This is a genomic window from Gloeomargarita sp. SKYB120, from assembly GCA_025062155.1.
Lineage (GTDB): Bacteria > Cyanobacteriota > Cyanobacteriia > Gloeomargaritales > Gloeomargaritaceae > Gloeomargarita.
In genome coordinates, this window is the sequence record JANXAM010000001.1 from 34,223 (window position 1) to 58,820 (window position 24,598).

The window sequence follows — 24,598 nt, forward strand, 5'->3', positions numbered from 1 at the left end:
GTCATGCAACCAGCCGAACTGTGGCAAAAAGCTCAAACACAACTCCGTCCGACGCTGCAAAAACTCAACCGGCACGCCCAAACGTGGCAAGCGCAAGCCACCGCGTGGTGGCAACAGGAACCAGTACGGCACCTGCGCCAGGAACTGGTGGATACGGCGCAAACCTGGCGGGCGCGGTTGACAACCCAGGCCAAACAATGGCTCGAACAGGTCCAGCGGCACCGCAATCAACCGTAAAACTCAACGGGAACCCGCCCGCCCCTGATCCCTTCTACAATAGGCATCAAACCGCGCCATTGGCCCCTACCCCATGACCCTGCTGGACGAGGGACTAGCAGCAGAATCCAACCTAAATGCCTTGCTGCGGGCTTACCGAGCGGGAGAGCGAGACTTCAGTGGGATCAACCTGCGGGGCCTGAACCTGAGTCGGATCAATCTCACGGGTGCGATTCTGGTGGGAGCTGACCTAAGCTACACCAATCTCAGCGGCGCGAATTTGTACGAAGCCAATCTCACCGAAGCCGACCTCAGCGGCGCCAACCTGGGAAGCGTGATCCTGCCAGACCAGGAAACGGGGCGCTTGGTCTATGGGTCCGTGCTGGTGCGCACCAATCTCAGCCGCGCCATTTTGGAACGGGCGAAACTGGTGGAGGCCAATCTCAGCCGCACCACCTTCTTCCAGGCCAACCTGCGAGACGCAGACTTGCGCCAGGCCAACCTCTACCGCACCAACTTCAACGGCGCTGACCTCACGGGTGCGCAACTGCGGCAAGCCAAGTTCTACGGGGTGAATTTGGAAAACGCCATTCTGGACATTTTGGAACTCAGCAAGGCTCAGCTCGACCCCGAAACCCGCCAGATGGTCGCCGAGCGCATCAGCAGCGGCCAGTGGCACGGGCAATTCTAGGGCAGGGAGCGGGGTTGGTTGCGGAAGTTCAAAAACGGACCCCACAGCAACAGCCCCGGGAAAAAGAAAAACACCAGGAAATACATGAACGCCCGTTCCCAGGAACTGGCCACATACCAGCGATTTTTCAGGTAAAAATAAACCCCTAAGGGCAACACCAGCAGATACGCGCCCACCAACGCCAGATACAACAGCAGAACTGCCATGCCCCTTTTCCGAACGACACATCTTTATCCTAGTGTGTTGGGGAGTCTCCTGCTACTGGGACAACCGCAACCCCTGGCGACGGAGGCCGCCCGTGTAGCCCAACTGCAACAGGAACGGCAGCGCCTGCAACGGCCCTCCTACGACCTGGCGCGTTACCCTTTGACCGAGGCCCATGCGACCCATTGGCGCCGCCTGCTCTGGGCCACCGCGCTGCAACAACCCCAGCAAACCTTTGTTTGGCGCGCCCTGCAGCAAATTCTCAGCCGCGCTGGCGCGGAAAACCCAACGCTTGCTGAAGCGCACGTCATTACCCAAGCGCTACAGGTCAGCCACCTGTACTTCCGGCAGCATCCGGCCAGTCGGACCCACCTGCGACCCAGCCTGGAGCAAGTGGTGGCGACCAGTCCCCATCCCCAGTGGGTTGCGCTCGCGGTCAACACCCTAGCCCGTCCCTTGCCGCTGGAGCAGCGTCAACCGCTGATTGCCCAAGTCCGCCGGCGGTTTCCCCAACCTTCGGAGCTGCTGGCGGTGGTGCTTCAGGATTTGGAACAACCGCCCCAGCCATTGCCCCCTTTAACCGACCTACTGGCCTGGCAAGCGTATCCCAGTGAAATGCAGTTGTATGTATTTTGTCCTAGGAACCGCTGGCGACCTTGCACGCTGCTAGTGAAAGACGACCGGGGCGAGTTTTACCGGGAACAGGGGCGGCTGTGGTCTCGGCAGTTGTTGTCCCAATCGGTGTACGCGCTGGAGTGGCCCTTTACCTACGGACAGACGCCCCAGGGATTGCAGCGGGTGGAAGGGCGAACCGACAGCCGCAGCGGCGACCTCTTCCGGGCCTACGGGCAATTTCCCCTGGTGAAGTTGTTTTTGCCCTTTGAAACGGGGGTGCGGGCGTTTTTCCCTCCCCAGCCGGGGCCGTTTCGCGGATCCTTGGCCGACTACTTGGAGCGATTGCCCCCCACCTGGCGGGATTACACACCCCTGCGCCAGAGCTACTACGCGGGACGGTTGGGCCGGAACCTGTTACGGATTCACGGGACGGGGGACGCCCCCACTTTGTTTGCGCGACCGCCGGAAGGGCAACACGACTGGAATCCGGCGCTCGGGTGTCTCACGGCTCTGGAGCGCTATGGCTCTCAGGGGGAATTGGGCCAGGCGGACATGCCCGAGATCCTGCGGGTGTTGGCAAGCGCCAGCAGCGGGCGGATGACAGGCTATTTGCTGGTGGTAGAAGTGCCAGATGAGCAGGCTTCTGATAGCCAAGCCACTTTAGCTTGCCAGAGGAATCATCGGAAAACCAAGGACGGAACTGCGCCTTGCGACCCAAGAGCTGACAACCATAGATGGCCCAGCTAGAATGGCTGACTCAACTATAGTTGAGCCGTTTAAGATTGTCATATAATAGACGTGTTGCTAGGGACGAGAAAAATGCCCAAGCCGTACAACTACGGCTTGCCCAGGAAGGCCATAGAAGCTATCTTGAATGGCGGGACTACTGTGGGTTGGCTACCGAACGGTGCAATGCTGGCTTAGACAAGGGTCAGAAACCTAAGGAAGGCTATCAAAAAGGCCATCGTCATAAGCATTTCAGCAGTTTGTGGATGAATGGGAGATGGCCGCTCACTTCGGCGTGAGTTAAGGCCCTGCAAAAGATAGGCTATACTCGCAAGAGCAACAGGCTTATGGCGAGTTAATCAAGCAGATACCACCAGAATATCAGTTTGGCGTAGATTATTCGGGATATTGGGCACCGAAGGGAAAAACCATCGTGGGGAACGGCTTATCAATCGGGGCGTGTGATGGAACCATTCACTTGGATAAGCCATTATCCGGTGGTGAAGTGAGAGACTTTTACCAGCGATAGGGCGGTGAGACAGGTCGTGGAAACGGCCAGGTGTCAATTAGTTTATTACCGAGATATTCACCTGATTTGAATCCGATTGATGAAACGGTGGGTCGGTCATGCATGGAGTTTAACCGAGCAAAACCTACGTTCTCTCGTGGATGAAGCTGTCTGTCTCGTATGTCAACCTTTGTCGGCTTAGCTATACTTTCACAATTCTATGCAATGGGATACAGGGGTCAAGCTAGCGACTTCTGGGCTTTGATCAGTAACACCTGGTCCCGCTGGTCGGTTTCGGTGAGATAGACGCGCACCACTTCATCGCGAGCAGTGGGGACGACCTTGCCGGTGAAATCGGGGTGAATGGGCAATTCCCGGTGGCCCCGGTCCACCAGCACGGCCAGGCGCACCACTCGAGGTCGCCCGTGGTCTTTAATCGCTTCGAGGGCCGCCCGCACCGTGCGCCCGCTATAGATCACATCGTCCACTAGCACGACCACCCGGCCCGTGACATCGAAGGGAACCTGGGTAGGCGCCGGAGTGCGCGCCCCAATCCGGTCTAAATCATCCCGGTAAAATGTAATATCTAAACTTCCTACCGGCACCGTCACCCCTTCCCACTGCTGGATGTTGTGGGCCAGTCGTTGCGCCAGGGGCACACCCCGCGTGTAGATGCCCAGCAGACATAAATCTGCCAGCTCAGGGGTTGCTTCGATGACCTGAGTCGCCAACCGGTTCAAGGTACGCCGCAGCTCCTCCGCCGAAAACAACTCTACATCCACAGCGTACCGCGTTTGTGAAAGCCTGTAGGTGACCCGGAGGCCACGCCTGTTGCAAGCATCCCTTAGTGCTGCTGCCTCCCGGCCCTGACACGGTTCAGGCGTTGAAACCGCATGGTTCCGGGTCGCCATTTATTGTAGCGCGTTTGCCTGACGACGGCCATTCCCCCGCCTGTGCTAGAGTAAAGGGCGAACGGACGCGCAAGGGAGTTATGCTGTTGAACGAACTCAGCCCTATCGTGCAGGAGTTCCTGCAGCAACCAACGGCCTTTCTCGGCGGGTTTGTATCGGGATTGCTGGGTTTGGATTTGCAGCAAGACCCGCTCAAATCCTGGCTCGAGCGGCAAATGTCCACGTCGCAACCGCCTGCATCACCGCCGCCTCCGAGCGGTCCTCAACAGATTTCAATTGACTAAGCTGCGAGGACGACCGGCCACCACCTCCCGAATCCGGTAGATGGGACGCCCCTGGGACTCGTGGTAGGTGCGCATGAGCAATTCCGCTAGCAGTCCAAAACAAAACAACTGCAACCCGGACGTGACCGCTAGTCCTGATAAAAACAACAGGGGACGCTGGCCGATGCTCTGGCCCCAACCCCATTTCAAGATGGCTAGATAAATCCCCAGTCCTAGCCCTAGTAGGAGAAACAGCAAGCCCATCAAGCCAAATCCATGCATCGGGCGGGTGAGAAACGTTTTCATAAAGGCGATGGTGAGCAAATCCATTAGCACGCGAAAAGTCCGCCCTAGTCCATACTTGCTGCGGCCGAACCGGCGAGGGTAGTGCCGCACGGGAATTTCAGCAATCCGCGCTCCTTCAATGTCGGCCAAGGCCGGCAGGAAACGATGGAGTTCTCCGTAGAGATGCATATCCTGCAGCAGTTCTCGCCGGTAGGCTTTAAGGGTGCAGCCGTAGTCGTGGAGTGGGACGCCCGTGACGCGACCAATCAGCCAATTTGCTACCCGAGACGGGAGCAAGCGCGTGAGGCCAGGGTCCTGGCGATACTGCCGCCAACCGCACACCAGGTCGTACCCTTCCGCCAATTTATCTAACAGGCGTGGGATGTCTTGGGGGTCGTTTTGCAGGTCCCCGTCCAAGGTCACCACCACATCCCCGGTCGCCTGGTCAAACCCCGCCGCTAGCGCCGCCGTCTGGCCGTAATTGCGCCGGAGAACCACCACCTTCAGGTCGTAACGTTCCTGAGCCAAGTGGCGCAGGCGTTCTGTGGAACCGTCCCGCGACCCATCATCGACGCAGATCACCTCGTAATCCCACCCCGTGCTCTGAAGCACCTCGGTCACCGCCGGAATCAGGTGGGGAATGTTGTCCACCTCGTTGTAAATGGGAATGACCACCGATAACCGTTGCATGGCCCGCCCCCGTTTTGGCCCTTATTGTATCGGGCATTCTCAAGAACTGTATCGCCCCCTTGACTTTGTAGCTAGGTACAACCGCCTATGCTAGGGAAGTAGATTGGCGGCTGGGAGCTAAGGAGATGGCGAAGGACGGAGCCTACGAACTGGTCTATCTTGCCGAGATGCAGCGGCTGCCCGAACTGCTCAAGCGGCGGCACCTGCAGCTGCAGCAGTTGCTCCAGGCCCTGGATGCGGGTCTTTTGACACGGCCAGAGAAGAATGCCCAGGCTTGAACTGGAGGTGACCTGGCATGGGATTGACCCGCAGTGGGCTGCTTTGCCCTGGCGAGATTGGTTCCAAACGTGGCTGACGCACCTGGCGTTGCCGCCAGCAAGAGGCTACGAAATCGGCCTGCGCTTGACCGATGACCAGGAAATCCAAACCCTGAACCGGGAGTACCGCGGTCAAGACCGCCCTACCGATGTCCTGGCCTTTAGCGCTCTGGAAACCGGAACGCCCACGCCACTAGAGGCACCCCTGTTGCTCGGAGATATCGTGATCTCGGTCCCCACTGCCCTGCGCCAAGCGCCACCTGGGCAAGTGACGGAGGAACTGGCGTGGTTAGCGGCGCATGGGTTGCTCCACCTGCTGGGGTGGGACCATCCCGACGAGACCTCTCTCGCCCAGATGCTGGCGCAACAGCGGTTCCTGTTAGCGCAGGTAGGGTTGGCCGAGCCAGAGACCTATCGCCAGGAGTACACCCCCGAAGGCGTGCAATCCGACCGCTAAAGGCATAGCGCCGCCGCTAGCCGGTCCTTCGTAGGTGCGCCAGAGAAAGGTCACCAACCGCCAAGCGAGGGGGAAGCTGGCGCCAAATAGCAGGGTCGTCCAGGGCAAGAAACCGGCGGCAACCCCCACCAACACCAGGGCGTAGGCGGGCAACACCACCCAGGGATAGACACGGCTGGCGCGGTAGGCACCGAGTTGAACGACGGGGGAGCGTTTGCCGGCGCGGCGGTCGTCCTCCACCTGGGGAAAGTGATGGGCAAAGAGGATCCCCGTGACCAAACACCCCACCACCAGGGACGCCCAAAACGCCATCTCGGTAAAGCGGCCCAACTGGGCGTAGCTGGCCGCCAGGGTGGATAACGGCCCAAAAGCGATAAAGGTCATGGGTTCTCCCCAGCCTAGGTAAGCTAGGCGCAACGGCGGTCCCTGGTAGGCGTAGCCTAAGAGAATTCCCGCCCCAGCAATTCCCAGAATCCAGTGATCCGGGTGCCGGGCATTCACCACATAAATACACAGCAGACCCGCCGCCAGACAGGACCAGGCGATCAAATGCAGCAACCCAGGCCGGCCCGTCAGATGCACCAGCGATGTGAGTTTGTTGACATCCACCCCCGTTTCCGCGTCGTACAGGTCGTTGGTGATGTTGAGCCAGACCTGCAGGAGCACCACACCGGCCAACACCCAGGCAAACGTGTTCCAGGAAAACAACGGGGGCGCTTCGGCGTAGGCGGCGGCACTCCCCACCAGCACAGGAATCACAGCCGCCGTGTAAATCAAGGGGTTAACAGCTTGGAACCAGAGCTGACGCTGGGCCGCAGCGGTCATAGGTTGGGATTGAGTCACACACAACGCAGTACGCTTTCACCATACCATCTCGGTGGGCCGGACGCAGCATCCTTTTTCCGCGATAATAGAAGCCAACGGTTTTCCCAGCGCCGATGGTGTCTCCGGCAACCCTGATCAGTCCTGCAGACGTAGCCGCCCGATTGACTGACCCGGAGGTGCTCCTAGTGGATTGCCGGTTCAATCTCTCACAACCGGATTGGGGCGGCCAGCAGTACCACCAAAGTCACATCCCCGGCGCGTTCTACCTGGACCTGAACCAGGATTTGTCTGGCCCCGTGAGCGCCACTAGCGGTCGCCATCCCCTGCCCGATATGGAGGCCTTTGCCGCCAAGCTGGTGGCGATGGGTCTCACGCCCGACAAGCTGGTGATTGCTTACGACCAGGGCCAGTTGGCCTATGCGGCCCGACTGTGGTGGCTGTTGCGCTACGTGGGGCATGAACGGGTTGCCCTGCTAGAGGGGGGTTGGGACGCTTATGTGCGCCAGGGCTATCCCACAACTCACGTGCTGCCCAAGGCCCGCGATGGTCACTTTACGCCCCGCCTGCAACCCCAGTATCTCGCCACCCGTGAGGATGTGATAGCGGCGCAACAGGACCCCCAGATTCTTCTGGTGGATGCTCGCGAGCCTCGCCGTTACCGAGGCGAATGGGAACCAATTGACCCGGTGGCGGGTCATATCCCCGGCGCGATTAACTTGCCCTGGCTGGAACTGTTGCCCCCCCAGCCCTACGCCCAGCGCTGGCGAGAAGTCCATCACCACCGGGACGTGATCTGCTACTGCGGCTCGGGAGTCACCGCCTGTGTGAATCTACTGACGCTGGAGTGGGCGGGTTTTCCGCCAGGACGCTTGTACGTCGGAGGCTGGAGCGAGTGGTGTCGCGTCAACCAAACTGGCCGCTGACGTAGTCCCTGGTCGCTGGTTGCTTGGGGGAGTTGAAGATCACCTGGGTCGTGTCAAATTCCACCAGATAACCCACTTTGCCCCCTTCAGGAGCGGGTTCCACATTGAAAAAAGCTGTCATATCCGCCACTCGCAGCGCCTGTTGCATGTTGTGGGTGACGATCACAATCGTGTAGTTGGCCTTGAGTTCCTGCATCAACTCCTCCACTTTGCGCGTGGAAATCGGGTCCAGCGCAGAGCAGGGCTCATCCATCAGCAGCACTTCCGGCTCCACTGCAATCGCACGGGCAATACACAAGCGCTGTTGTTGTCCTCCGGACAAGGACAAGCCGCTTTCCTTTAACTTGTCCTTCACTTCGTCCCACAGGGCCGCCCGCCGCAAGGAGCGCTCCACCAGTTCATCCAAGTCCCCCTGGTAATTGATCACTCGCGCTCCGTAGGCGACATTGTCGTAGATGGATTTGGGAAGCGGGTTGGGCTTTTGAAACACCATGCCAATCCGGCGGCGCACCTCCACCGGGTCCACATCCGGGTCGTAGAGGTTTTTGCCGTGATAGGTCACTTTTCCTTCCAAGCGAAAGGAGGGAATTAGGTCATTCAAGCGGTTCAGGCAGCGCAAGAGCGTGCTTTTGCCGCACCCCGACGGGCCGATAAAAGCGGTGATTTGCTGCTTGGGGATATACATCGAAACGTCTCGCAGCACCTGCAGGTGGCCGTAGTAGACGTGAACGTTTTCCAAGCAAAAGACAGGTTCTGCTGGGGGGATTGCGCCGTTACTCATCCGCCCACCTCCAGGCAACGCTAGCGCTGCATGTGCCGACGAATCACCAGACGGGAGACCACGCTTGCCATCAGAATGAGCAGGACCAGGAAGAAGGACGCCGCCCAGGCCAGTTCCTGCTGAGCTGGGTAGGGCACCGTCGCATAGTTGTAAATCAGGACCGAGAGGGTGGCTATCGGTTCCAAGAGGCTGCGGGGCCAAAACGGAGAAAACAGGGCTGTGAAAATCAAAGCTGCCGACTCTCCCATCGCTCGCGCCATCGCTAGGAGCAGGCCCGTCAGGAGCGAGGGCAAGGCCGCTGGCAACACCACCCGGAACACCGTGTCGTAATGAGACGCTCCCAATCCCGCCGATGCCCAGCGCATCTCCTGTGGCACCAGTTGGAGAGCCTCGTCCGCCGTGCGAATGACCGTCGGCAGCATCAACACCGCCAAGGCCACCCCCGCCGCCACTGCTGAGTAACCCAAAATTCCCGTTGCCACCAGCAATCCGTAGGCAAACACCCCTGCCAGGATGGCAGGCACTCCTGCCAGCACATTCACCCCCAAACGCACCCAGCGGGCCATTTGCTGTTGGTGCGCATTGGCGTTGCTAAATTCCGAGAGATACACCGCCGTCAACACCCCAAACGGCACCGCAATCACCGTCCCTAGCAAGACCACCATCAACGTGCCGATGAGGGCATTCCCAAATCCCCCACCCGACCATCCCGGCGGCGGCGGCAATTGCGTAAACAAATCTAGGTTCAAGCGGCGGATGCCCCGCGCCAGCACAAACCCCAGCACTGCCAACACAGGAGCCAAAGCCAGCAGGGTACACAGGCTCACCACCCCCGTCATCACCCAGCCAAATACTGTGCGGAACTGCAGACGCTTGCGCAGCAGCCCTACCTGCAGATGGACGGTAGTAGTTGTCATGACCGGACTCCCCTACTCGTACGTGGCCTTCAACCGCGCAATGATGGCTTCGGCCAGGAGGTTTACCAGCAGCGTCATCAGCATCAGCAGCAGCGCCGCATACATCAGCGCCGATACGTGGATCCCCCGTGCCTCCGGAAACTGATTCGCCAGCAACGACGCAATGGTATTGGCCGGCGCCAGTAGTGACACGTTCAACTGGTTGGCATTGCCGATGAGCATGGTGACCGCCATCGTTTCCCCCAGCGCCCGACCCAAGGCCAATATCGCTCCGCCAACTATCCCAGGCAGGGCTGCCGGCATCAACACCCGGAAAAGGGTCCACCAGCGGGTCGCCCCTAAAGCCACCGAAGCCTGGCGCAACTCCGGCGGCAAGGCCTCCAGAGAATCCTTGGCAATTGCCGTGAAGATGGGAAGCACCATCATGGCCAGCACCAGCGACGCCGGCAACATTCCCAGCCCTACCGGTTCGGTGCCAAACAGGGGAATCCAGCCTAGATGGGCGTGCAACCACCGTTCCACCGGCTGGAGCAGGGGAATCAGCACAAAAATCCCCCACAACCCGTACACCACACTGGGAATGGCCGCCAGCAGTTCCACCAGGAACGAAATCGCCAGGCGGGACCAAGGCGGGATGAAATCTTCGCTCAGAAAAATTGCCGTCCCTAACCCCAAGGGCACGGCTATCAACAGAGCCAGCAGGGAACTCACCAGCGTGCCGTAGAGCATGGGGAACACCCCAAAGTCTTCCCGCCCCGGCACCGGATTCCAGGCTGAACGGAAGATGAACGATAGGCCAAACCGTTGAAACGCCGGAACCGACTGCCAGGCCATCACCAGCACCATGCAGGCCAGCAAGACCCCAGCACAGACCGCGAAAACCTGCGTCAGCCGGATGAATAACTGGTCAATTCGTCGCTTCCAGGGCGAACGGGACGGTTGACCAGCCAGCGCCGTCGTCATGTCAAATCCTTTAGGGTGATGGTGTATTGGTCACTGAGCACATCCGCCGCCTGGGCAACCCGCTGCCGCACTGACTGGGGTAACGCAATGTAGCCAAGCTCAGGAGCCACCTTTTGCCCCTCGTTCAACCCGTACTCGATCCACATCTCCAGAGCCACCGCCTTAACAGGGTTTGGCTGTTTCCGATAATGCAACTGCCAGGTGTAGGTCACAATGGGGTAGGCATCTTTACCCTCTGGGTCCCTGATAAACGCCCGCAAGTTCTCCGGCAGGGTCACCGCCGCCAAAGCTGCCATTCCCGCTTCCGGTGTAGGCAGCACAAACGCTCCCGCCTTGTTCTCCAGCGCGGCCATGTGCAAGTGATGGTTCTTAGCGTAACTGTACTCCACGTAACCCACGGTCCCCGGGTTGCGTTGAATTTGCGCCGTCACGCCTTCATTCCCCCTGGCACCCACGAAATTACCCGTCGGCCACTGGATGGTCGTTCCTTCGCCGAACCGCTGTCGCCACTCGGGGCTGATGGCGCTCAAATGCCTGGTAAACGCCGCCGTCGTCCCACTGCCGTCGGACCGGTGAACAACCGTAATCGCCAGGTCCGGTAGCGTCACTTCCGGATTGACCTTGGCAATTCTGGGGTCATTCCAGCGGCGAATTTGGCCGCTGAAGATACCTACGTAAGCCTCTCGGCTAAGTTTCAAGCCCGTTTCCACGCCGGGAAGGTTGTACGCAATCGCAATACTTCCCGCCGTCATGGGCAGCATCAGCACACCCCGTTCCACCTTCGCCACGTCTTCATCAGCCAGGGCTATATCGCTGGCGGCAAAATCCACATGCCCTTCAAGGAAGTCTCTAATCCCAGCTCCACTTCCTTGGGACTGGTAATTCACCTGAATCTGGCTATGCCTTTGGTTCAATCCCCATGCCCAATTCTGGTACAGGGGCGCTGGAAACGAAGCTCCCAGCCCAATCAAAGTGACGTGTGGGATGCCATCTGAAGGAGACTGCCGACCCACTAGCCCGGCCACCACAACCAGCAGCGCCAGCCAACCGAGCCAGGGCCACATCTTAATTCACCCGTCGAACGCACACCGCCGTTGCTAGGACGTGACCGCGTAGGCCGCAACTTGGCGTTTCAGGAACTGGACAGCGCTCATAAACCCATTGTTGCGTGACGGCGTGAGACTCACATCCAGCCCCGTCAATTTGATGAAATCCGGCGGTACCGCCAAAATCTCCGCCGGCATCAGTCCGCTCAAGCCCAGCACCAGAATCGCCAGCAAACCTTTGACCAACTGGGAGTCCGCATCGGCGCGAATCTGCACCCGTCCTTGGTCGTCCAGCTCTGCCACCAGCCATGCCTGGGACACACAGCCCTTGACCTGGTTCTGAGGAACTCTTTCCGCCTCGGGGAAAGGGGGCAACTTCTGGCCGTAGCGAATCAGCAACTCGTACTTCACCCTGGCCGGATTCGCCCGCTGGAGCCGCTCCACAATCGTTCCCAACGACGGCGGCAAACTGGTTACCGATTCTGGCATGGCAACTTGACCTCCATCCCCCATTCTACCGGGCCACTCCCCGGGTCGCAGAAACTCCCCACCAGCGCCAAGGTTAATGGCCCTAGTATTTCACAAAGTTTAATTTTGTCTCATTATCCCCTGGTAATTTACATAACCAATCGTCTCTGCGTAAAAGCACGTAAGTAAATCCACCGTGAAATCGCGCAAGACAGTCGCATGTACCCTGGGCGACCAAGACAGTTAGCAGTACATTGTAAGTATTTTAGCACTTAAAAATAATTACAAAATCAAGCTTATAGCTAGCTATAACCTTTTTGGGATCCCCTTCAAATCCCCGAGATTTGCGGCTAAACTAAGTTCATCCACTGCTTGGCTTTGTTATGTTAAGAAATGTTGCGAGATGTGCAAAGAAATCCTAATATGAAGGAACGGGTGCCCGTAGGTTTACGGTTTCAGGAGGGGAATATGGCCGGTCAAACGTTTTCGCTTTTGGATGTCAAGCTGTTGCTGGGGAAGGTGGAGGCCCAGCAGTTGTCAGGAGAACTTCAGCTTGGCAACGGTCGGCAACGGTGGCAGCTCTGGTTTTTGGGGGGGCGGTTATTGTTTGCCACCGGAGGCGCCCATCGGTACCGGCGCTGGCGGCGCTGGACCCAAAAACTGGCTCCGGTACTCACGCCCAAGCAGGGCAAGCCGGAAAAACCCTGGGAGTACGAAACCCTGGCGCAAGCGGTAGCGGCCCGGCAAATCACCCGCGAGCAGGCCCAGCAGATCATCCGGGGTTGCGTCACAGAGGTCCTGTTTGACCTGGCCCAGACGGTAACCTTGGCCCAGATGGGGGTTGGTCAGGTGCGGGGCTATTGGGATGGAGACGCCCGGTTGCCCGGTGAGTTGGGCCTGCTGGTGGCAACCGCAGAGTGGCAGCGCGTGGAACAGCTTTGGCAGCAATGGCAACAGGTGGGCTTGCGGGCGACCTCCCCGGACATGGCCCCCCAATTCCACGAAAAGCGCCGGTTGGAGCAGCGCGTTAGTCCTCAGACCTATCTCACCCTGAGCCGCCTGTGCGACGGGGAACACACCTTCTGGGACTTGGCCCTGGAAACGGGGGCTGAACTTCCCTTAGTCGGGAAATCGCTGCTATCGCTGGTGCGCGAGGGGTATTTCCGGTTGCAAACGCTGGAGGATTTAGCGCCGCCCCCAGAACCCGTGCAAAAGCCCATCGTTGCCTGTGTGGATGACAGCCCCACCTGTTTGCAAAACGTGGTGCAGGCGCTGGGGGATGCCTTTCATCTCATCACCTTGGAGGACCCGCTGCGGGGGTTAGGGACCTTAATCCAAGCGCGGCCCCATCTCATCCTGCTGGATTGGTTGTTCCCCCAGGTCAACGGCTTGGAAATTTGCTCTCTGCTGCGCAAGTCGCCGGTACTCAAGGACGTGCCAATTGTCCTGTTGACGGCCAACGGGGGGCTGCTTGACCGGGCACGGGCGCGCCTGGCGGGAGCCAACGAAGTTCTGGAAAAACCGGCCAGTCCTGAGCGGTTGCGGGCCACTGTCCAGCGCTATCTCGCCAAAACTGGAGCGACCGCCTGACGCTATCCTAGAGACGAGAGCTGGCTGTCAACCGAACCGTGAACCCGTCCTGGTGGGTATGGCGTGTCCTGCTGGCGCTTCCCGTGTTCTGGCTGGGGATTTTCTTTGTACTCCCCTTGGGGTTGTTGGTTCTTTACAGTTTCTTAACCCACCAGGGCTACGGCAATGTGGTTTGGCAGGGGACGCTGGAGAACTACGCCCGTCTCTGGAACCCGACCTACGGGGAAATCCTGCTGCGCTCGGTGGGACTGGCCCTGGGCACCACGCTGGTGTGTCTTGTGCTGGGGTATCCCCTGGCCCTGTGGATGGCGACCCGACCCCAGCCCTGGCGCACGGTGGTACTGTTGCTGGTGATCATCCCGTTTTGGACGAATTTTTTGGTGCGCACCTACGCCTGGATGGTGCTGCTGGGGCAACGGGGGGTGGTTAATGCCCTGCTGGTGGGACTGGGACTGATTCGGGAACCCCTTGACCTGCTGTTTACGCCGACGGCGGTCTGGATCGGGCTGGTGTACGGCTATTTGCCGTTTATGGTGTTGCCTTTGTACAGCACCCTAGAAAAGTTCGATTTCACTCTGGTGTGGGCGGCTCAGGATTTGGGAGCCAATTTTTGGCAAGTCCTGTATCGCGTCCTGTTGCCCCTGACCCGGCGCGGGATCACAGTGGGATGCCTGCTTGTTTTTATCCCATCGGTGGGAGCCTTTATTACACCGGATATTTTAGGGGGCGCCAAGAGTTTGATGGTGGGAAATCTCATCCAAAATCAATTTCTGAAAACTCTCAATTGGCCGCTGGGGGCGGCTTTGTCGGTCGTGTTGATGGCCTTCATTACGCTCCCTATTCTGCTCTATTTGCGCCTGGGAGAACCGGATAAACCCCTAAATTTTGCCGGCTAAATGCTAAAACGGATACAGATACTCTTGTTGAGGAGTGCTGTTTTGGGGGAGACTGGTACTGGCAGCCGCAAGGGAGGTGCAGCGATATGAAGCGGGTGTTGGCAATCATTCTGGGCGGGGGCGCAGGAACACGGCTTTATCCCTTGACCAAACTGCGGGCAAAACCGGCGGTTCCCCTGGCGGGCAAGTACCGGCTGATTGATATTCCCATCAGCAATTGCATCAACTCTGAGATTCACAAGATTTATGTGTTGACCCAGTACAACTCGGCGTCCCTGAACCGGCACCTCAACCGCACCTACGTCTTTGCAGGTTTTTTGGACGGGTTTGTGGAGGTGCTGGCAGCCCAGCAAACGCCCGACAATCCGGGGTGGTTCCAGGGGACAGCAGACGCGGTGCGCCAGTACATGTGGCTGTTTGAAACCTGGGACGTGGACCAGTATCTGATTCTGTCGGGGGACCATCTTTACCGCATGGACTACCGGGAATTCATCGGGCATCACATCCGCACCGGCGCGGACATTACCCTGTCGGTGATCCCGGTGGAGGAAAAGCGGGCGACGGCCTTTGGACTGATGAAAATTGACGAGACCGGGCGGGTTGTTGCGTTCCGGGAAAAACCCAAGGGGGATGCCCTCTACGAGATGCGGGTGGATACCACCAAGCTGGGGCTGCCGCTTGAGGAGGCCCTGCGCAAACCCTACATTGCCTCCATGGGGATTTACGTCTTCAACAAAGACATTCTCAAGAAACTCTTGATGGAGGACCCCAGCCGCACCGACTTTGGCAAAGAAGTGATCCCTGCCGCCATCAAGGACTACAACATTCAGGTCTATTTGTTCACCGACTATTGGGAAGACATCGGCACCATTGAATCGTTTTATGAGGCGAATTTGGCCCTGACCAAGCAACCCAATCCCCCCTTTAGTTTCTACGATGAAAAGGCGCCGATTTATACCCGCTCCCGCTATTTGCCCCCTTCCAAACTCTTAAACTGTGAGATTGTGGAATCGCTGGTGAGCGAGGGCTGCATTTTAAAAGAGTGCCGAGTGCGCCATTCGGTGCTGGGGATACGTTCCCGGATTCAATCCGGTTGTGTGATTGAAGACACGTTGGTGATGGGAGCAGACTACTACGAACCCTACGAGCAACGGTTTCCCGACCCGCTAGACTCCCATATCCCCGTGGGCATCGGTGAAAATACGGTGATCCGCCGCTCGATTGTGGACAAGAATGCTCGCATCGGGCGCGACGTGCAGATTATCAACAAAGACTGGGTACAGGAGGCGGACCGGGAAGCCCTAGGGTTCTACATCCGCAACGGCATCGTGGTGGTGATCAAAAACGCAACGATTCCCGACGGCACAATTATCTAGCCCGTTCCCGCAGCTGGGCCGGAATCACCACCGGCGGCTGCTCCAGCGTGATCCGCAAAACCCGTTGGGGGTCTGGATACTGCGCTAGTTCCGGGGTTGGGGGCCGCCAGAGCAGGCCGGAGAGAACACCCCCTACTAGCGCCGAGGCCGCCACAAGTACCCCGCTCCAAACCAAGCGTTTACGAGCGCGGCGGCTCAGGCGAGTTATCACCCCCGCCACGACCTCATCGGCGGACATCCCCAGCGGGGGCGCGGGTAATGCCTGACAGCATTCGTGCAGGTGGACCAACTGGCGGTAGAGCTGCTGGGTTTCGGGGTCGGTGGTCAACCAGTATTCCACTAGGGCGCGCTCTTCGGGACTGGCTTCCCCGTCGAGGTAGGCGCTCACCAGTTCAAAACGGTCGAGAGACTCAGGACGGGTAATCGGCATAGGCGAAAGCGGCACACCCGCTACTACTATGGCACAAAACTAGCTGTCGAGGTAGGGCTTGAGTTGCATCTGCAGACGCGCGCGTGCACGGGCAATGCGGGATTTGACTGTTCCCAGAGACGTCCCCGTGATCTCGGCAATTTCCTCGTAGGCCAGACCGTCCAACTCCCGCAGGATGATGGTAGTGCGAAACACCTCCGGCAACTCGGCGATGGCCCGTTGCAGGCGCTCGTAAAACTCCTGGGTCGCCAGGTCATCACCTGGACCTGGCCCGTCGCTGGCAACATCCCAGTCCATTTCCGCATGGCCCATCTGGCGGGGGGCGTCCAAGGAAACCGTAGCCTGCTGGCGCTTGCGGCGGCGCAGTTCGTCGTAAAAGAGATTGGTGGCAATCCGGCTTAACCAACTCCTAAACTTCTTGGGGTCCTGGAGTCGTTTAATATGGCGGTAGGCTCGCACCCACACCTCTTGGACAAGGTCGGCGCGGTCTTGCCAGTCGGCGGCCAAGTGGTACAAAAGGCGTTCCACGTGGGTCTGATGGCGGCGCACCAGTTCCGTGAAGGCGGCGCGGTCGGGTTGAAACCCCTGTTGGCAACGACAGACCAACTCCTCGGTTGACAGTTTGCCCACAGGCACAGACGGCACCTCAAAGCGGGACCAAGAGGCAGACAACGTCGGATTCATGGGTGAGCCTTATCGTTCAGTGTCTAACTGGTTGAGACGTTATGGCCTGGCCCAAGTTCCTGCGCGTTATTTCCATCTTAATCCTGACGGCGGTTCCCCTTGGCTGCGGCTTGCGTCCTCGGGTGCGTCCCTTGCCCCAGGACCCGGCCATCCAGGCCTATTTCAATCAATCCCAAGCCGCTGTTTACCGCGACCCCTACCGCAAAGCGGTCCCCAGCCGCTACGGCGATAACTTCGAGGCGATTATTCTGCAGGAGATCGAGAACGCCACCCGTTCCATAGACGTGGCGGTGCAGGAAATTCGGTTGCCCCTGGTCGCCAAGGCCCTGGTGAGAAAGCACCAGGCGGGGGTGCGGGTGCGCGTGATTTTAGAAAACACCTACAACGTGGCCCTGAGCCAGCTCACTGAAGCGCAGGTGGATGAACTCAACCCCCATAGCCGCAGCCGCTACGAAGAGGTCTTTAAACTCATCGACACCAATGGCGATGGACGGCTCAGCCCGGATGAGGTCAACAATGGCGACGCCATCATCATCCTGCAAAACGGCAACGTGCCCCTAATTGACGACACCGCCGATGGGTCCAAAGGCAGCGGCCTGATGCACCACAAGTTCATGGTTTTTGACGACCGGCGGGTGCTGGTGACCTCGGCCAACTTCACCACCAGCGATATGCACGGGGATTTTGGTTCCCCAGAAAGTCGCGGCAACCCGAATGCGCTGCTGGTCATTGATAGTCCCGAGGTAGCCCGCCTATTTATCGAGGAATTTAATTTCATGTGGGGAGACGGACCGGGCGGCGCCACCGACAGCCGCTTTGGGATTCAAAAACCCCTGCGCGCGCCCCAGACGCTCAACCTCGGAAGTGGCACAGTCACGGTGATGTTTTCCCCGGCGCGGCGACGCCAGTGGCACCAAAGCACTAACGCTCTGATTGCCGAAACCTTAAGCCAAGCCCAGCGCAGCATTGACCTGGCGCTGTTTGTGTTTTCGGAACAACCGCTGGTGGACGCGATGGAACCCCTGACCGCCAAGGGCGTGCGGATCCGGGCGTTGATCGAGCCGGATTTCGCCTACAAGTACTACAGCGAGGCGCTCGATATGTGGGGGATCGCCTTACCCCGCAAAGGCACCTGCAAGTACGAACCCAACAATGCTCCCTGGTCTAATCCGGTGCGGGAGGTGGGCGTGCCCAAATTGCCCAAGGGCGACCGGTTACACCACAAATTCGGCCTGATTGATAACTACATCGTCATCGTTGGTTCCCACAACTGGACGCCCTCGGGGAATCACAATAACGATGAAACGCTACTGGTGATTCGCAATGCCACCGTCGCAGCCCACTTCCAGCGGGAGTTTGAGCGCCTGATGCAAAAGGTGGAACTGGGACCGCCAGGCTGGTTGCTCAAGGCCGTGAAGGAAGCCGACCAAACCTGCGGGGGCCTTGCCCATCCCTATCGCTAGGTCACGGCTGCTCGTCATCTCGGGGGTCGCAGGGCGCAGCCCCGTTGTTGGCTCTTTCGTTGACAACCTCTGGTGGTTGGAAAAGGGAGGACGGTCTTGACATGCAGCGGGGTGCAGTCTAGTAAAAGAAAAATCAATGTCTCACGGAGCAGTTAAGGCGTGAAACGGTTGGTCTGGGCGGTGGGGGTGGTGGGGCTGGGCGTTTTACCCGCCCACGCGCAGCCAGTGCGTACCCTCCAGCGGATTCCCCTGCGCAACTTGGGTTACACCCGTCCGGTGGTATTGCGGGGGCCGAATCCCGAATTCGGTGTGAGTCTTCCCCTCTTGAGTCGCAATTTGGATACCAAGCAAAGTTTTGTGCAATTGGAATTGGCCCCTTCGCCGGTGTTGCGACCCAATTCCACCGTGCGCGTTTTGGTCAACGGTCGTCCAGAGCGCGTGTTTTTGGTGAAGGATTTGTTGCCCCAAAAAAGCGTGCGGATTCCGTTGCGGTTGCCGCCACCGGGGGAGCAGTTCCTGTCGGTGGAAGTGCAGGGATATTTGCGAATCAGCCAGAATTTTTGTGACGACGCCGCTTCGGGCAATTTGTTTTTGACGGTTGGGGAAAACAGTTTTTTCCAGCTTGCCCAGACGGAGACTGCCCCACCCATTAACGGCTGGTTTCGCCCGACCTACAACCGGGTGGCGCTGGTGGTGCCTCCCCAGATGGACGCCGCAACCACGCAAGCCGCGCTCTGGCTGTACAGTGTGCTCAGCTATCACTTTCGGGACACGCGGGTGCCAGTGCAGTGGTTCGCTGGGGATGTCGCCGCCCTGAAGTTGGACCCAAAGGTGGACGGGGTGGTGCTGTTGCACCGGGACGCCCAAGCGCCCGATATCCATCGGCAAGGGAACCGGCTGCGGGTCAAGGCGCGACCGGAGGTGATACGTGCCCTGATGGAACTGCAACCGGCCTTTGTCGCTCCCGATGTGCGCGTCGTAGCCGCCGACGCTCCCTCTGCTCCACCGACGCGAAACCGGCGGTTGTTTGCGGAATTGGGCTGGCCGGAAACCGTTAAGACGGGCCTGGGAAATCAGAGTTTTCGCCTGACGTTTGATTTGGCCCAGTTGGGTGGACGACCACGGGACTTGGCGCTGGCGTTGCGGTCGCGGTTTGGGCAAATGAGCGAGCGGGACCGGCGGGCCCTGAGCGCCCAGATTTTCTTTAACGGCGCGCTGGTCAACAGTTTTAATGTGGGTACGGACACCCAGTTGAACGTCACCCTGGCGCTGCCGGAGCGGCGCATCCGGCGGGTCAATCACCTGGACCTGGTATTTAGCGCAACCCAGGAGGAGTACTGCCGTTTCCCCAGCCCGCTGACGGTGCAGGTGCTCGGTTCCTCCTACCTGGACTGGACGGGTTACCAGCCCCCGCGCGGGACGTTCGACGATGTGCCCCAGGCGTTTTTGGGCCAGGGGCAGGTGGTGGTGGATACGGGCAACCCTGCAGTGGTAGCGGGCACGGCTCAAGTGCTGGGGATGCTCAGCCGCTTGGGGAAACGACCGCTGCTTCCCCAGGTGGTGCCGGCCAGCGAGATCACCGACTGGAACAATTTACCGGGACGACCGGCATGGCGGTTAGTGGGTACAGGGCCGCAGACGCCCTTCAACAGTCCGATTCGCCTGGGCCAGGACTTTGTCATTCTCAATCCCGTCAATCAAAAACCCCTGTTGCAAGCTCAACTGGGCGCCAGTATCGGCGTACTCCAAGCCTTTTTGCACCAGGGCGCGCCAACCCTATGGTTATCCTGGTGGGGAAATGCAACGGATGTCGTCGCTCGGACCGGCGCAGTTTTAGCTGACCCAATTGCGGGTTGGGGCCATCAACTGCAGGGGAATGTGGCGACGGTGACGCCCCAAGGCACTGTGGAGATGTGGGACCTGACAGGCGAGACCCTGGAGGTGCGCTATCCCGCTGAGCTAAATTGGTGGTTGGTCCTGCGCCGCTACCGCTGGGTGTTGCTGGCGCTGTTTTTGGTCTTTGGCGGTCTGGCGGCTTGGCGCTTGTACCGGCGCCTAGGTCAGCCTCCAAAACCCCCGACGCCTCCTTCCTAAGTCATGCAGCCGTTTGACCCCGCCGCGCTGGTCACTGCGGGTTTGCTGACACCGGAGCAATGGCAACAGCTCCAGCCGCGCCTTAGGGATTGCCCATTGCGGGACGCTTTGAAAGAATTGGGGATAACCGAGAGCGCCTACATCACTGTGCGGGCCAGGCTGACAGGGGAACCATTACTCCGGGATTGGCTGAAGAACCACCGCTTGGATTTGGGGCTGAGTCACGCACGTCCACCCTATTACTGGAGTCAAACAGAGCTATTTCCCTGTGCCTGGCGAGATGAACGCACGCTCCTTGTGGCGGTGACCGACCAGAGCCACTTTCACGCCCAGACCATTATCGAGCACATTTGGCCTCACGCACGGGTGGAACCCCTGTTGGCGACGGCGACGGAAATTGCCCGCTTGGTCGTGAGTTTGCACCTGGGGAAAAAATTGATTGAATTGGGAATGCTCAACCGTCAACAGTGGCAAGATGTTCTGGAAATTTACCGGCGCACTGGCTCTCCCGTTGGCCAAATCCTGACTCGCCTGGATTACGTACGACCTCAAGCCCTGCTGCAGGTGCTGGCGGAACTCACGGGCTGTCCCAGCTATTCCAAGCTCATCGGCACGCCCGCTTGGTCAATGGATGAACAACTGGTGCGGCGGTTTGACCCTCAAGTGATGGTACGGCGGTTGTTTATTCCCCTAGGCTGGATTGATGACCAAACCCTGCTGGTGATGGTGCAAGACCCGCTAGATATTCACGTGGATGCCGAAATTCACCAGCAATTTCCGGCGGTGCAAATCACCAAAGTCCTGGGCACCGAAAGCGATGTGACCTACCTGCTGGATTCGGTGTTTCGCCAGTTGTGGAGCTGGCAAGCGGTGTACCGGCTGTTGGCTCGCTCGCCGCGGGAATCCGCCGCCCAAGTTTTTACAGCAGCCCAAATTTTCAGCCTGTATGCGCTCGGAGCGGTCTTTCTCTGGGGCCTGCTCAACGACACGTCCCTCACCCTGGCGATTGCGCTATCTGGGATCAACGTGTTTTACATTGCCGCTATTGGCTTCAAACTGCTGTTGAGTTTGGTGGGAGCGGTAGACCGCAAGCAGTATATCTCTAAAGAAGAAATTGCCCAGTTAAAAGATGAGGAATTGCCGGTTTATACCATCCTGGTGCCCGTTTATAACGAGCCAGCCATTGTGTCCATGTTGATCAAAGGGCTAGGGCAGTTGGATTACCCCAAAGAAAAACTGGATGTGCTGCTACTTCTGGAAGAAAACGACCGGGTGACCATTGAAGCGGCCAAAGCCGCCAATCCCCCCCACTACATTCGCTTCATTTACATTCCCGACAGCAAACCCAAAACCAAGCCCAAGGCGTGCAATTACGGCTTGGCCTTTGCTCAGGGACAGTATTTAACCATTTACGACGCCGAAGATTTGCCCGACCCCGACCAACTTAAAAAAGCCATCATCGCCTTTCGCAAGGGGCCGCCTAACTTGGTGTGCGTGCAGGCGGCGCTCAATTACTTCAACCGGGACGAAAACTTCCTGACCCGCATGTTCACGCTAGAGTACTCCTACTGGTTTGACTATCTACTGCCGGGGTTGGACCGCCTGGGTTTGCCGATTCCGCTGGGAGGAACTAGCAACCACTTCCGCACGGACCGGTTGTTGGAGCTGGGAGGCTGGGACCCGTTTAACGTGACGGAGGATGCCGACTTAGGCATTCGCGCCAGCCAACGGGGCTACCGCGTCGGCGTGATTGATTCGACGACCTATGAGGAAGCCAACTGTCGCCTAAAAAACTGGATTCGCCAGCGCTCTCGCTGGATCAAGGGGTATATGCAGACTTGGCTGGTGCATAACCGCGACCCCTGGCGCTCCCTGCGCACGTTGGGTTTGGCGAACTGGCTAGCCTACCAATTTTTTGTGGGCGGCACGGTGGTTTGTTTCCTGAGCAATCCCATCCTTTGGCTTCTGTTTATTTATGCGATGATTTGGCGTACTCCCTGGCTGGAGCAGTTGTTCCCGGGCTGGGTCTTGTACATTTCCCTGTTTAATTTGATCCTGGGCAACAGCATCGGGATTTATCTCAATATGATTGCGGTCTTTCGCCGGCGGTACTACGGTTTAACCCCCTATGCCCTGCTCAATCCGGTGTATTGGTTGTTGCATTCGACGGCGGCCTACATGGCTCTGTGGCAGTTGTTCACCAAACCCTTTTATTGGGAAAAAACGGTTCACGGCCTGAGTAAAATGACCCCCCACACGTCCCTAGCCAAACCACCACAACCACAGGGGCACTAGCAGCAAAATGCCCACAGTGGTCAGGGCAATGGTCGCCGCTAGAATATCCCGGTCTAATTCGTATTCTTCGGCAAAGATCAGGGTGGCCATGGCGGTCGGCATCCCAGCCATCAGCACCACCGCCAAGCGCTCACCGTCTTGGACCTGCAAAACTGTTAACCCAAGTCCCACCAGCAACGGCATGACCGCAATGCGCATCAAAGTCGGCCAAGCGGCCAGCCGCCAACAGCCGTTCCACCCTACCTGACACAACCGCCAGCCTGTTAAGACAAACGCCGCGTCAATCACCAGGGGCACGGATTGGTCCAAGGCCGTTTCCAGCCAGGTCGGAAAGGGCAAAGGGCGACAGAAATAACTCAAGGCAAAGGCCCATAGGGTCGGCGTGAGCAGCACCTTTTTCCAGTCGTAGCCGGTTGCGGTCTGCTGGGCGCCAAAATAGCTAGCCACCAAAATCCCGATGCCGTAGGTCCCCAGCAGGTTATTGGTCAGGCTGTAACTCACGACCCAGTCCCAGGCCTGCGCATCCACTAGCCCCGGCGCAATCCCTAGCCCGACAAACCCCGTATTCACCAGCGTTCCCGCCAGGACCAGACTCCCCTGCTGGGCGACCGTCAGTTTTTCGGGCCACCAGCCCAATCCCAGCCACATCAAGGTCAAATTCAGTCCCAGCACCGCCAGCGCCAGCAGCGGCACCACCCACACCAATCCGTCGAAATCCGTATGCCGCACCAGCGCGAAAATCTGCAAAGGCACCCCCACCCAGTACAACGCTCGCCCCAATAAGTGGGGAAACAACTCCGGCAGCCACCGTTGCGTTAACAACCCCAGCCCTGTCCAGACCACAAACGGCGTGTAAACGTGTATGACAGATTCCATCAACGTTCGGTTATTGCCCGCACTAATTACGGTTTCTGCGGCTGCGTCCTACAACTGGGCTGCTCCAGAATAAGATTAGCAGGTCGAAGGTGAAAGCCGAAGACCCTGCAAAACCAACGTCAACAGGAGGTGAGGGTTATGGCCTTAGTACGGTGGGTGGACCCGTTCCGGGAATTGGAAGTCATGCGACGGCAGATGGACCGGCTGTTTGATGAAATGCTGCGCTTTGACCGGGATACTCAAGCCAGCCGGGGAGTGGACTGGATTCCAGCAGTGGAATTGCAGGACACGCCTGATGCCTTGATCCTGAAGGCGGAAATCCCAGGGGTTAAAAAGGAAGACCTGGATGTGAGTGTCACGCGGGAAGCAGTGCAAATTGCCGGTGAACACCGCTTTGAAAAACGCGAAGAAAGCCAGGGCGCAGTTCGCACTGAATTGCGGTATGGGCGGTTCCAACGGGTGATTCCCTTGCCCGTGCCGGTAGCCCACGACCAAACCAAAGCTGAATACCGCGATGGCATCCTGACGCTGACGTTGCCCAAGGCGCCGGAAGTCCGGACTCAAGTGTTCAAACCTCAACTGACCGAAGCCCAAAGCTAGTAGCCCAACATCTCTCCCTGCTGGTTTCGGTTGCCCCCGGAGCGGGGGAATTTTTTTGTCCCGGCATGGCCAAGCCAGCAAGCGGGCGATGGGCATTCGTCAACAGCAGAGTCACGCTCCGCCATCAATAGTGATAGGTTCATCCGGCATAAGAACCGGCGCTTCAGCTTTCTGCTCTCGCTACTTTGCTTCGCACCGGTCCACGCTTTTAGGGGACAACCCTAACAGGGCTGCCCAGGTTGACGAGCAACCGTTCCTAAAGCTATGGACATTTGTCCACAGGCTGCTGGGCAAACGGCACTCCCAACAACTTCTCCCGCCGCCAACGGCATCCCACCGGCAAGCCACTGTTGCACGCAAACCAGGCTCGCAGATGGTCAGGTGGCCGGAGACTCACACGACCCAGTGACTGCGGTACGACCGCCGCTAGCACCTGAGCGAAAGCCTGTCAAAACGCCCACCCATGCTTCTCCCGATTCCTTGCAGGT

At 58.7% G+C, this 24,598-nt stretch carries 27 protein-coding genes and 1 other RNA gene; 14 read left to right on the forward strand and 14 right to left on the reverse strand.

The window, feature by feature from the left end; all coding sequences use genetic code 11:
• Positions 1 to 3 precede the first annotated feature (3 nt).
• Entirely contained in the window at positions 4 to 237 is a 234-nt protein-coding gene (locus NZ705_00200; GenBank protein ID MCS7291383.1) for a hypothetical protein, read from the forward strand.
• Between the two features lie 73 nt (positions 238 to 310).
• The gene (locus tag NZ705_00205; GenBank protein MCS7291384.1) at positions 311 to 907 is read left to right on the forward strand and encodes a pentapeptide repeat-containing protein; all 597 of its coding nucleotides are present in this window, start codon (positions 311 to 313) and stop codon (positions 905 to 907) included.
• Here NZ705_00205 and NZ705_00210 read toward each other — a convergent pair.
• Entirely contained in the window at positions 904 to 1,113 is a 210-nt protein-coding gene (locus tag NZ705_00210; GenBank protein ID MCS7291385.1) for an NAD(P)H-quinone oxidoreductase subunit L, read from the reverse strand. The two genes, NZ705_00205 and NZ705_00210, sit on opposite strands and share 4 nt — an antisense overlap.
• On the opposite strand from NZ705_00210, the gene NZ705_00215 reads away from it, so the two are divergent.
• A complete protein-coding gene (locus NZ705_00215; GenBank protein MCS7291386.1) occupies positions 1,112 to 2,473 on the forward strand; it encodes a hypothetical protein in 1,362 nt (453 codons plus the stop codon). The genes NZ705_00210 and NZ705_00215 overlap by 2 nt on opposite strands.
• A gap of 726 nt (positions 2,474 to 3,199) precedes the next feature.
• On the opposite strand, the gene pyrR is transcribed toward NZ705_00215, so the two are convergent.
• Together pyrR and ffs are read right to left on the reverse strand one after the other, a co-directional pair.
• Complete coding sequence (gene pyrR, locus NZ705_00220; GenBank protein MCS7291387.1) at positions 3,200 to 3,742, reverse strand: bifunctional pyr operon transcriptional regulator/uracil phosphoribosyltransferase PyrR; 543 nt, start codon at positions 3,740 to 3,742, stop codon at positions 3,200 to 3,202.
• Between the two features lie 27 nt (positions 3,743 to 3,769).
• Positions 3,770 to 3,866: signal recognition particle sRNA small type (gene ffs / locus NZ705_00225), an RNA gene on the reverse strand.
• Between the two features lie 85 nt (positions 3,867 to 3,951).
• Between ffs and NZ705_00230 the strand changes: the two genes are divergently transcribed.
• Entirely contained in the window at positions 3,952 to 4,155 is a 204-nt protein-coding gene (locus NZ705_00230; protein MCS7291388.1) for a hypothetical protein, read from the forward strand.
• Here the strand turns inward: NZ705_00230 and NZ705_00235 are convergent.
• Entirely contained in the window at positions 4,144 to 5,109 is a 966-nt protein-coding gene (locus NZ705_00235) for a glycosyltransferase family 2 protein (protein ID MCS7291389.1), read from the reverse strand. The genes NZ705_00230 and NZ705_00235 overlap by 12 nt on opposite strands.
• A 125-nt stretch (positions 5,110 to 5,234) precedes the next feature.
• Between NZ705_00235 and NZ705_00240 the strand changes: the two genes are divergently transcribed.
• Both NZ705_00240 and ybeY read left to right on the forward strand, forming a co-directional pair.
• On the forward strand, positions 5,235 to 5,387 hold the full coding sequence (locus tag NZ705_00240; protein MCS7291390.1) for a hypothetical protein: 153 nt from the start codon (positions 5,235 to 5,237) through the stop codon (positions 5,385 to 5,387).
• Entirely contained in the window at positions 5,374 to 5,883 is a 510-nt protein-coding gene (gene ybeY, locus NZ705_00245; protein MCS7291391.1) for an rRNA maturation RNase YbeY, read from the forward strand. The genes NZ705_00240 and ybeY overlap by 14 nt, the downstream gene beginning before the upstream one ends.
• On the opposite strand, the gene menA is transcribed toward ybeY, so the two are convergent.
• Positions 5,806 to 6,726: a 2-carboxy-1,4-naphthoquinone phytyltransferase gene (menA, locus tag NZ705_00250; protein MCS7291392.1), complete on the reverse strand. Its 921-nt coding sequence runs from the start codon at positions 6,724 to 6,726 to the stop codon at positions 5,806 to 5,808. The two genes, ybeY and menA, sit on opposite strands and share 78 nt — an antisense overlap.
• 95 nt (positions 6,727 to 6,821) lie before the next feature.
• Here menA and NZ705_00255 point away from each other — a divergent pair, with 95 nt between their 5' ends.
• A complete protein-coding gene (locus NZ705_00255; GenBank protein ID MCS7291393.1) occupies positions 6,822 to 7,631 on the forward strand; it encodes a sulfurtransferase in 810 nt (269 codons plus the stop codon).
• Here the strand turns inward: NZ705_00255 and pstB are convergent.
• From pstB to NZ705_00280, 5 genes are read right to left on the reverse strand one after another with little or no spacing between them, the layout of a single operon-like run.
• Positions 7,612 to 8,412, reverse strand: a complete 801-nt coding sequence (pstB, locus tag NZ705_00260) for a phosphate ABC transporter ATP-binding protein PstB (GenBank protein ID MCS7291394.1) — start codon at positions 8,410 to 8,412, stop codon at positions 7,612 to 7,614. The two genes, NZ705_00255 and pstB, sit on opposite strands and share 20 nt — an antisense overlap.
• 20 nt (positions 8,413 to 8,432) lie before the next feature.
• Positions 8,433 to 9,329: a phosphate ABC transporter permease PstA gene (gene pstA / locus NZ705_00265; protein MCS7291395.1), complete on the reverse strand. Its 897-nt coding sequence runs from the start codon at positions 9,327 to 9,329 to the stop codon at positions 8,433 to 8,435.
• 12 nt (positions 9,330 to 9,341) lie between these two features.
• Entirely contained in the window at positions 9,342 to 10,292 is a 951-nt protein-coding gene (gene pstC / locus NZ705_00270) for a phosphate ABC transporter permease subunit PstC (protein ID MCS7291396.1), read from the reverse strand.
• Complete coding sequence (gene pstS / locus NZ705_00275; GenBank protein ID MCS7291397.1) at positions 10,289 to 11,356, reverse strand: phosphate ABC transporter substrate-binding protein PstS; 1,068 nt, start codon at positions 11,354 to 11,356, stop codon at positions 10,289 to 10,291. The genes pstC and pstS overlap by 4 nt, the downstream gene beginning before the upstream one ends.
• A 33-nt stretch (positions 11,357 to 11,389) precedes the next feature.
• On the reverse strand, positions 11,390 to 11,827 hold the full coding sequence (locus tag NZ705_00280) for a SufE family protein (GenBank protein ID MCS7291398.1): 438 nt from the start codon (positions 11,825 to 11,827) through the stop codon (positions 11,390 to 11,392).
• 402 nt (positions 11,828 to 12,229) lie between these two features.
• Between NZ705_00280 and NZ705_00285 the strand changes: the two genes are divergently transcribed.
• The 3 genes from NZ705_00285 (at position 12,230) to NZ705_00295 (ending at position 15,668) form a co-directional block, all read left to right on the forward strand.
• Entirely contained in the window at positions 12,230 to 13,396 is a 1,167-nt protein-coding gene (locus NZ705_00285; protein ID MCS7291399.1) for a response regulator, read from the forward strand.
• 38 nt (positions 13,397 to 13,434) lie between these two features.
• Positions 13,435 to 14,292 carry an ABC transporter permease gene (locus NZ705_00290; GenBank protein MCS7291400.1) on the forward strand — a complete coding sequence of 286 codons (858 nt, stop codon included), beginning with the start codon at positions 13,435 to 13,437 and terminating at the stop codon, positions 14,290 to 14,292.
• An 86-nt stretch (positions 14,293 to 14,378) separates the two neighbouring features.
• A complete protein-coding gene (locus NZ705_00295; protein ID MCS7291401.1) occupies positions 14,379 to 15,668 on the forward strand; it encodes a glucose-1-phosphate adenylyltransferase in 1,290 nt (429 codons plus the stop codon).
• Here the strand turns inward: NZ705_00295 and NZ705_00300 are convergent.
• Entirely contained in the window at positions 15,661 to 16,098 is a 438-nt protein-coding gene (locus NZ705_00300; GenBank protein MCS7291402.1) for a zf-HC2 domain-containing protein, read from the reverse strand. The genes NZ705_00295 and NZ705_00300 overlap by 8 nt on opposite strands.
• 39 nt (positions 16,099 to 16,137) lie before the next feature.
• The gene (locus tag NZ705_00305; GenBank protein ID MCS7291403.1) at positions 16,138 to 16,728 is read right to left on the reverse strand and encodes a sigma-70 family RNA polymerase sigma factor; all 591 of its coding nucleotides are present in this window, start codon (positions 16,726 to 16,728) and stop codon (positions 16,138 to 16,140) included.
• Positions 16,729 to 16,823: 95 nt separating this feature from the next.
• On the opposite strand from NZ705_00305, the gene NZ705_00310 reads away from it, so the two are divergent.
• The 3 genes from NZ705_00310 (at position 16,824) to NZ705_00320 (ending at position 22,634) form a co-directional block, all read left to right on the forward strand.
• The gene (locus tag NZ705_00310; protein MCS7291404.1) at positions 16,824 to 18,245 is read left to right on the forward strand and encodes a phospholipase D-like domain-containing protein; all 1,422 of its coding nucleotides are present in this window, start codon (positions 16,824 to 16,826) and stop codon (positions 18,243 to 18,245) included.
• A gap of 159 nt (positions 18,246 to 18,404) precedes the next feature.
• Complete coding sequence (locus NZ705_00315; protein MCS7291405.1) at positions 18,405 to 20,339, forward strand: cellulose biosynthesis cyclic di-GMP-binding regulatory protein BcsB; 1,935 nt, start codon at positions 18,405 to 18,407, stop codon at positions 20,337 to 20,339.
• 3 nt (positions 20,340 to 20,342) lie between these two features.
• A complete protein-coding gene (locus NZ705_00320; GenBank protein ID MCS7291406.1) occupies positions 20,343 to 22,634 on the forward strand; it encodes a glycosyltransferase in 2,292 nt (763 codons plus the stop codon).
• Here NZ705_00320 and NZ705_00325 read toward each other — a convergent pair.
• The gene (locus NZ705_00325) at positions 22,602 to 23,510 is read right to left on the reverse strand and encodes an AEC family transporter (GenBank protein ID MCS7291407.1); all 909 of its coding nucleotides are present in this window, start codon (positions 23,508 to 23,510) and stop codon (positions 22,602 to 22,604) included. The genes NZ705_00320 and NZ705_00325 overlap by 33 nt on opposite strands.
• A gap of 138 nt (positions 23,511 to 23,648) precedes the next feature.
• Here NZ705_00325 and NZ705_00330 point away from each other — a divergent pair, with 138 nt between their 5' ends.
• Positions 23,649 to 24,110 (forward strand): Hsp20/alpha crystallin family protein, encoded by a 462-nt coding sequence (locus NZ705_00330; GenBank protein MCS7291408.1) that lies wholly within the window; start codon positions 23,649 to 23,651, stop codon positions 24,108 to 24,110.
• 262 nt (positions 24,111 to 24,372) lie between these two features.
• Here NZ705_00330 and NZ705_00335 read toward each other — a convergent pair whose 3' ends face one another.
• Positions 24,373 to 24,543, reverse strand: a complete 171-nt coding sequence (locus tag NZ705_00335; GenBank protein ID MCS7291409.1) for a hypothetical protein — start codon at positions 24,541 to 24,543, stop codon at positions 24,373 to 24,375.
• Positions 24,544 to 24,598: the final 55 nt, after the last annotated feature.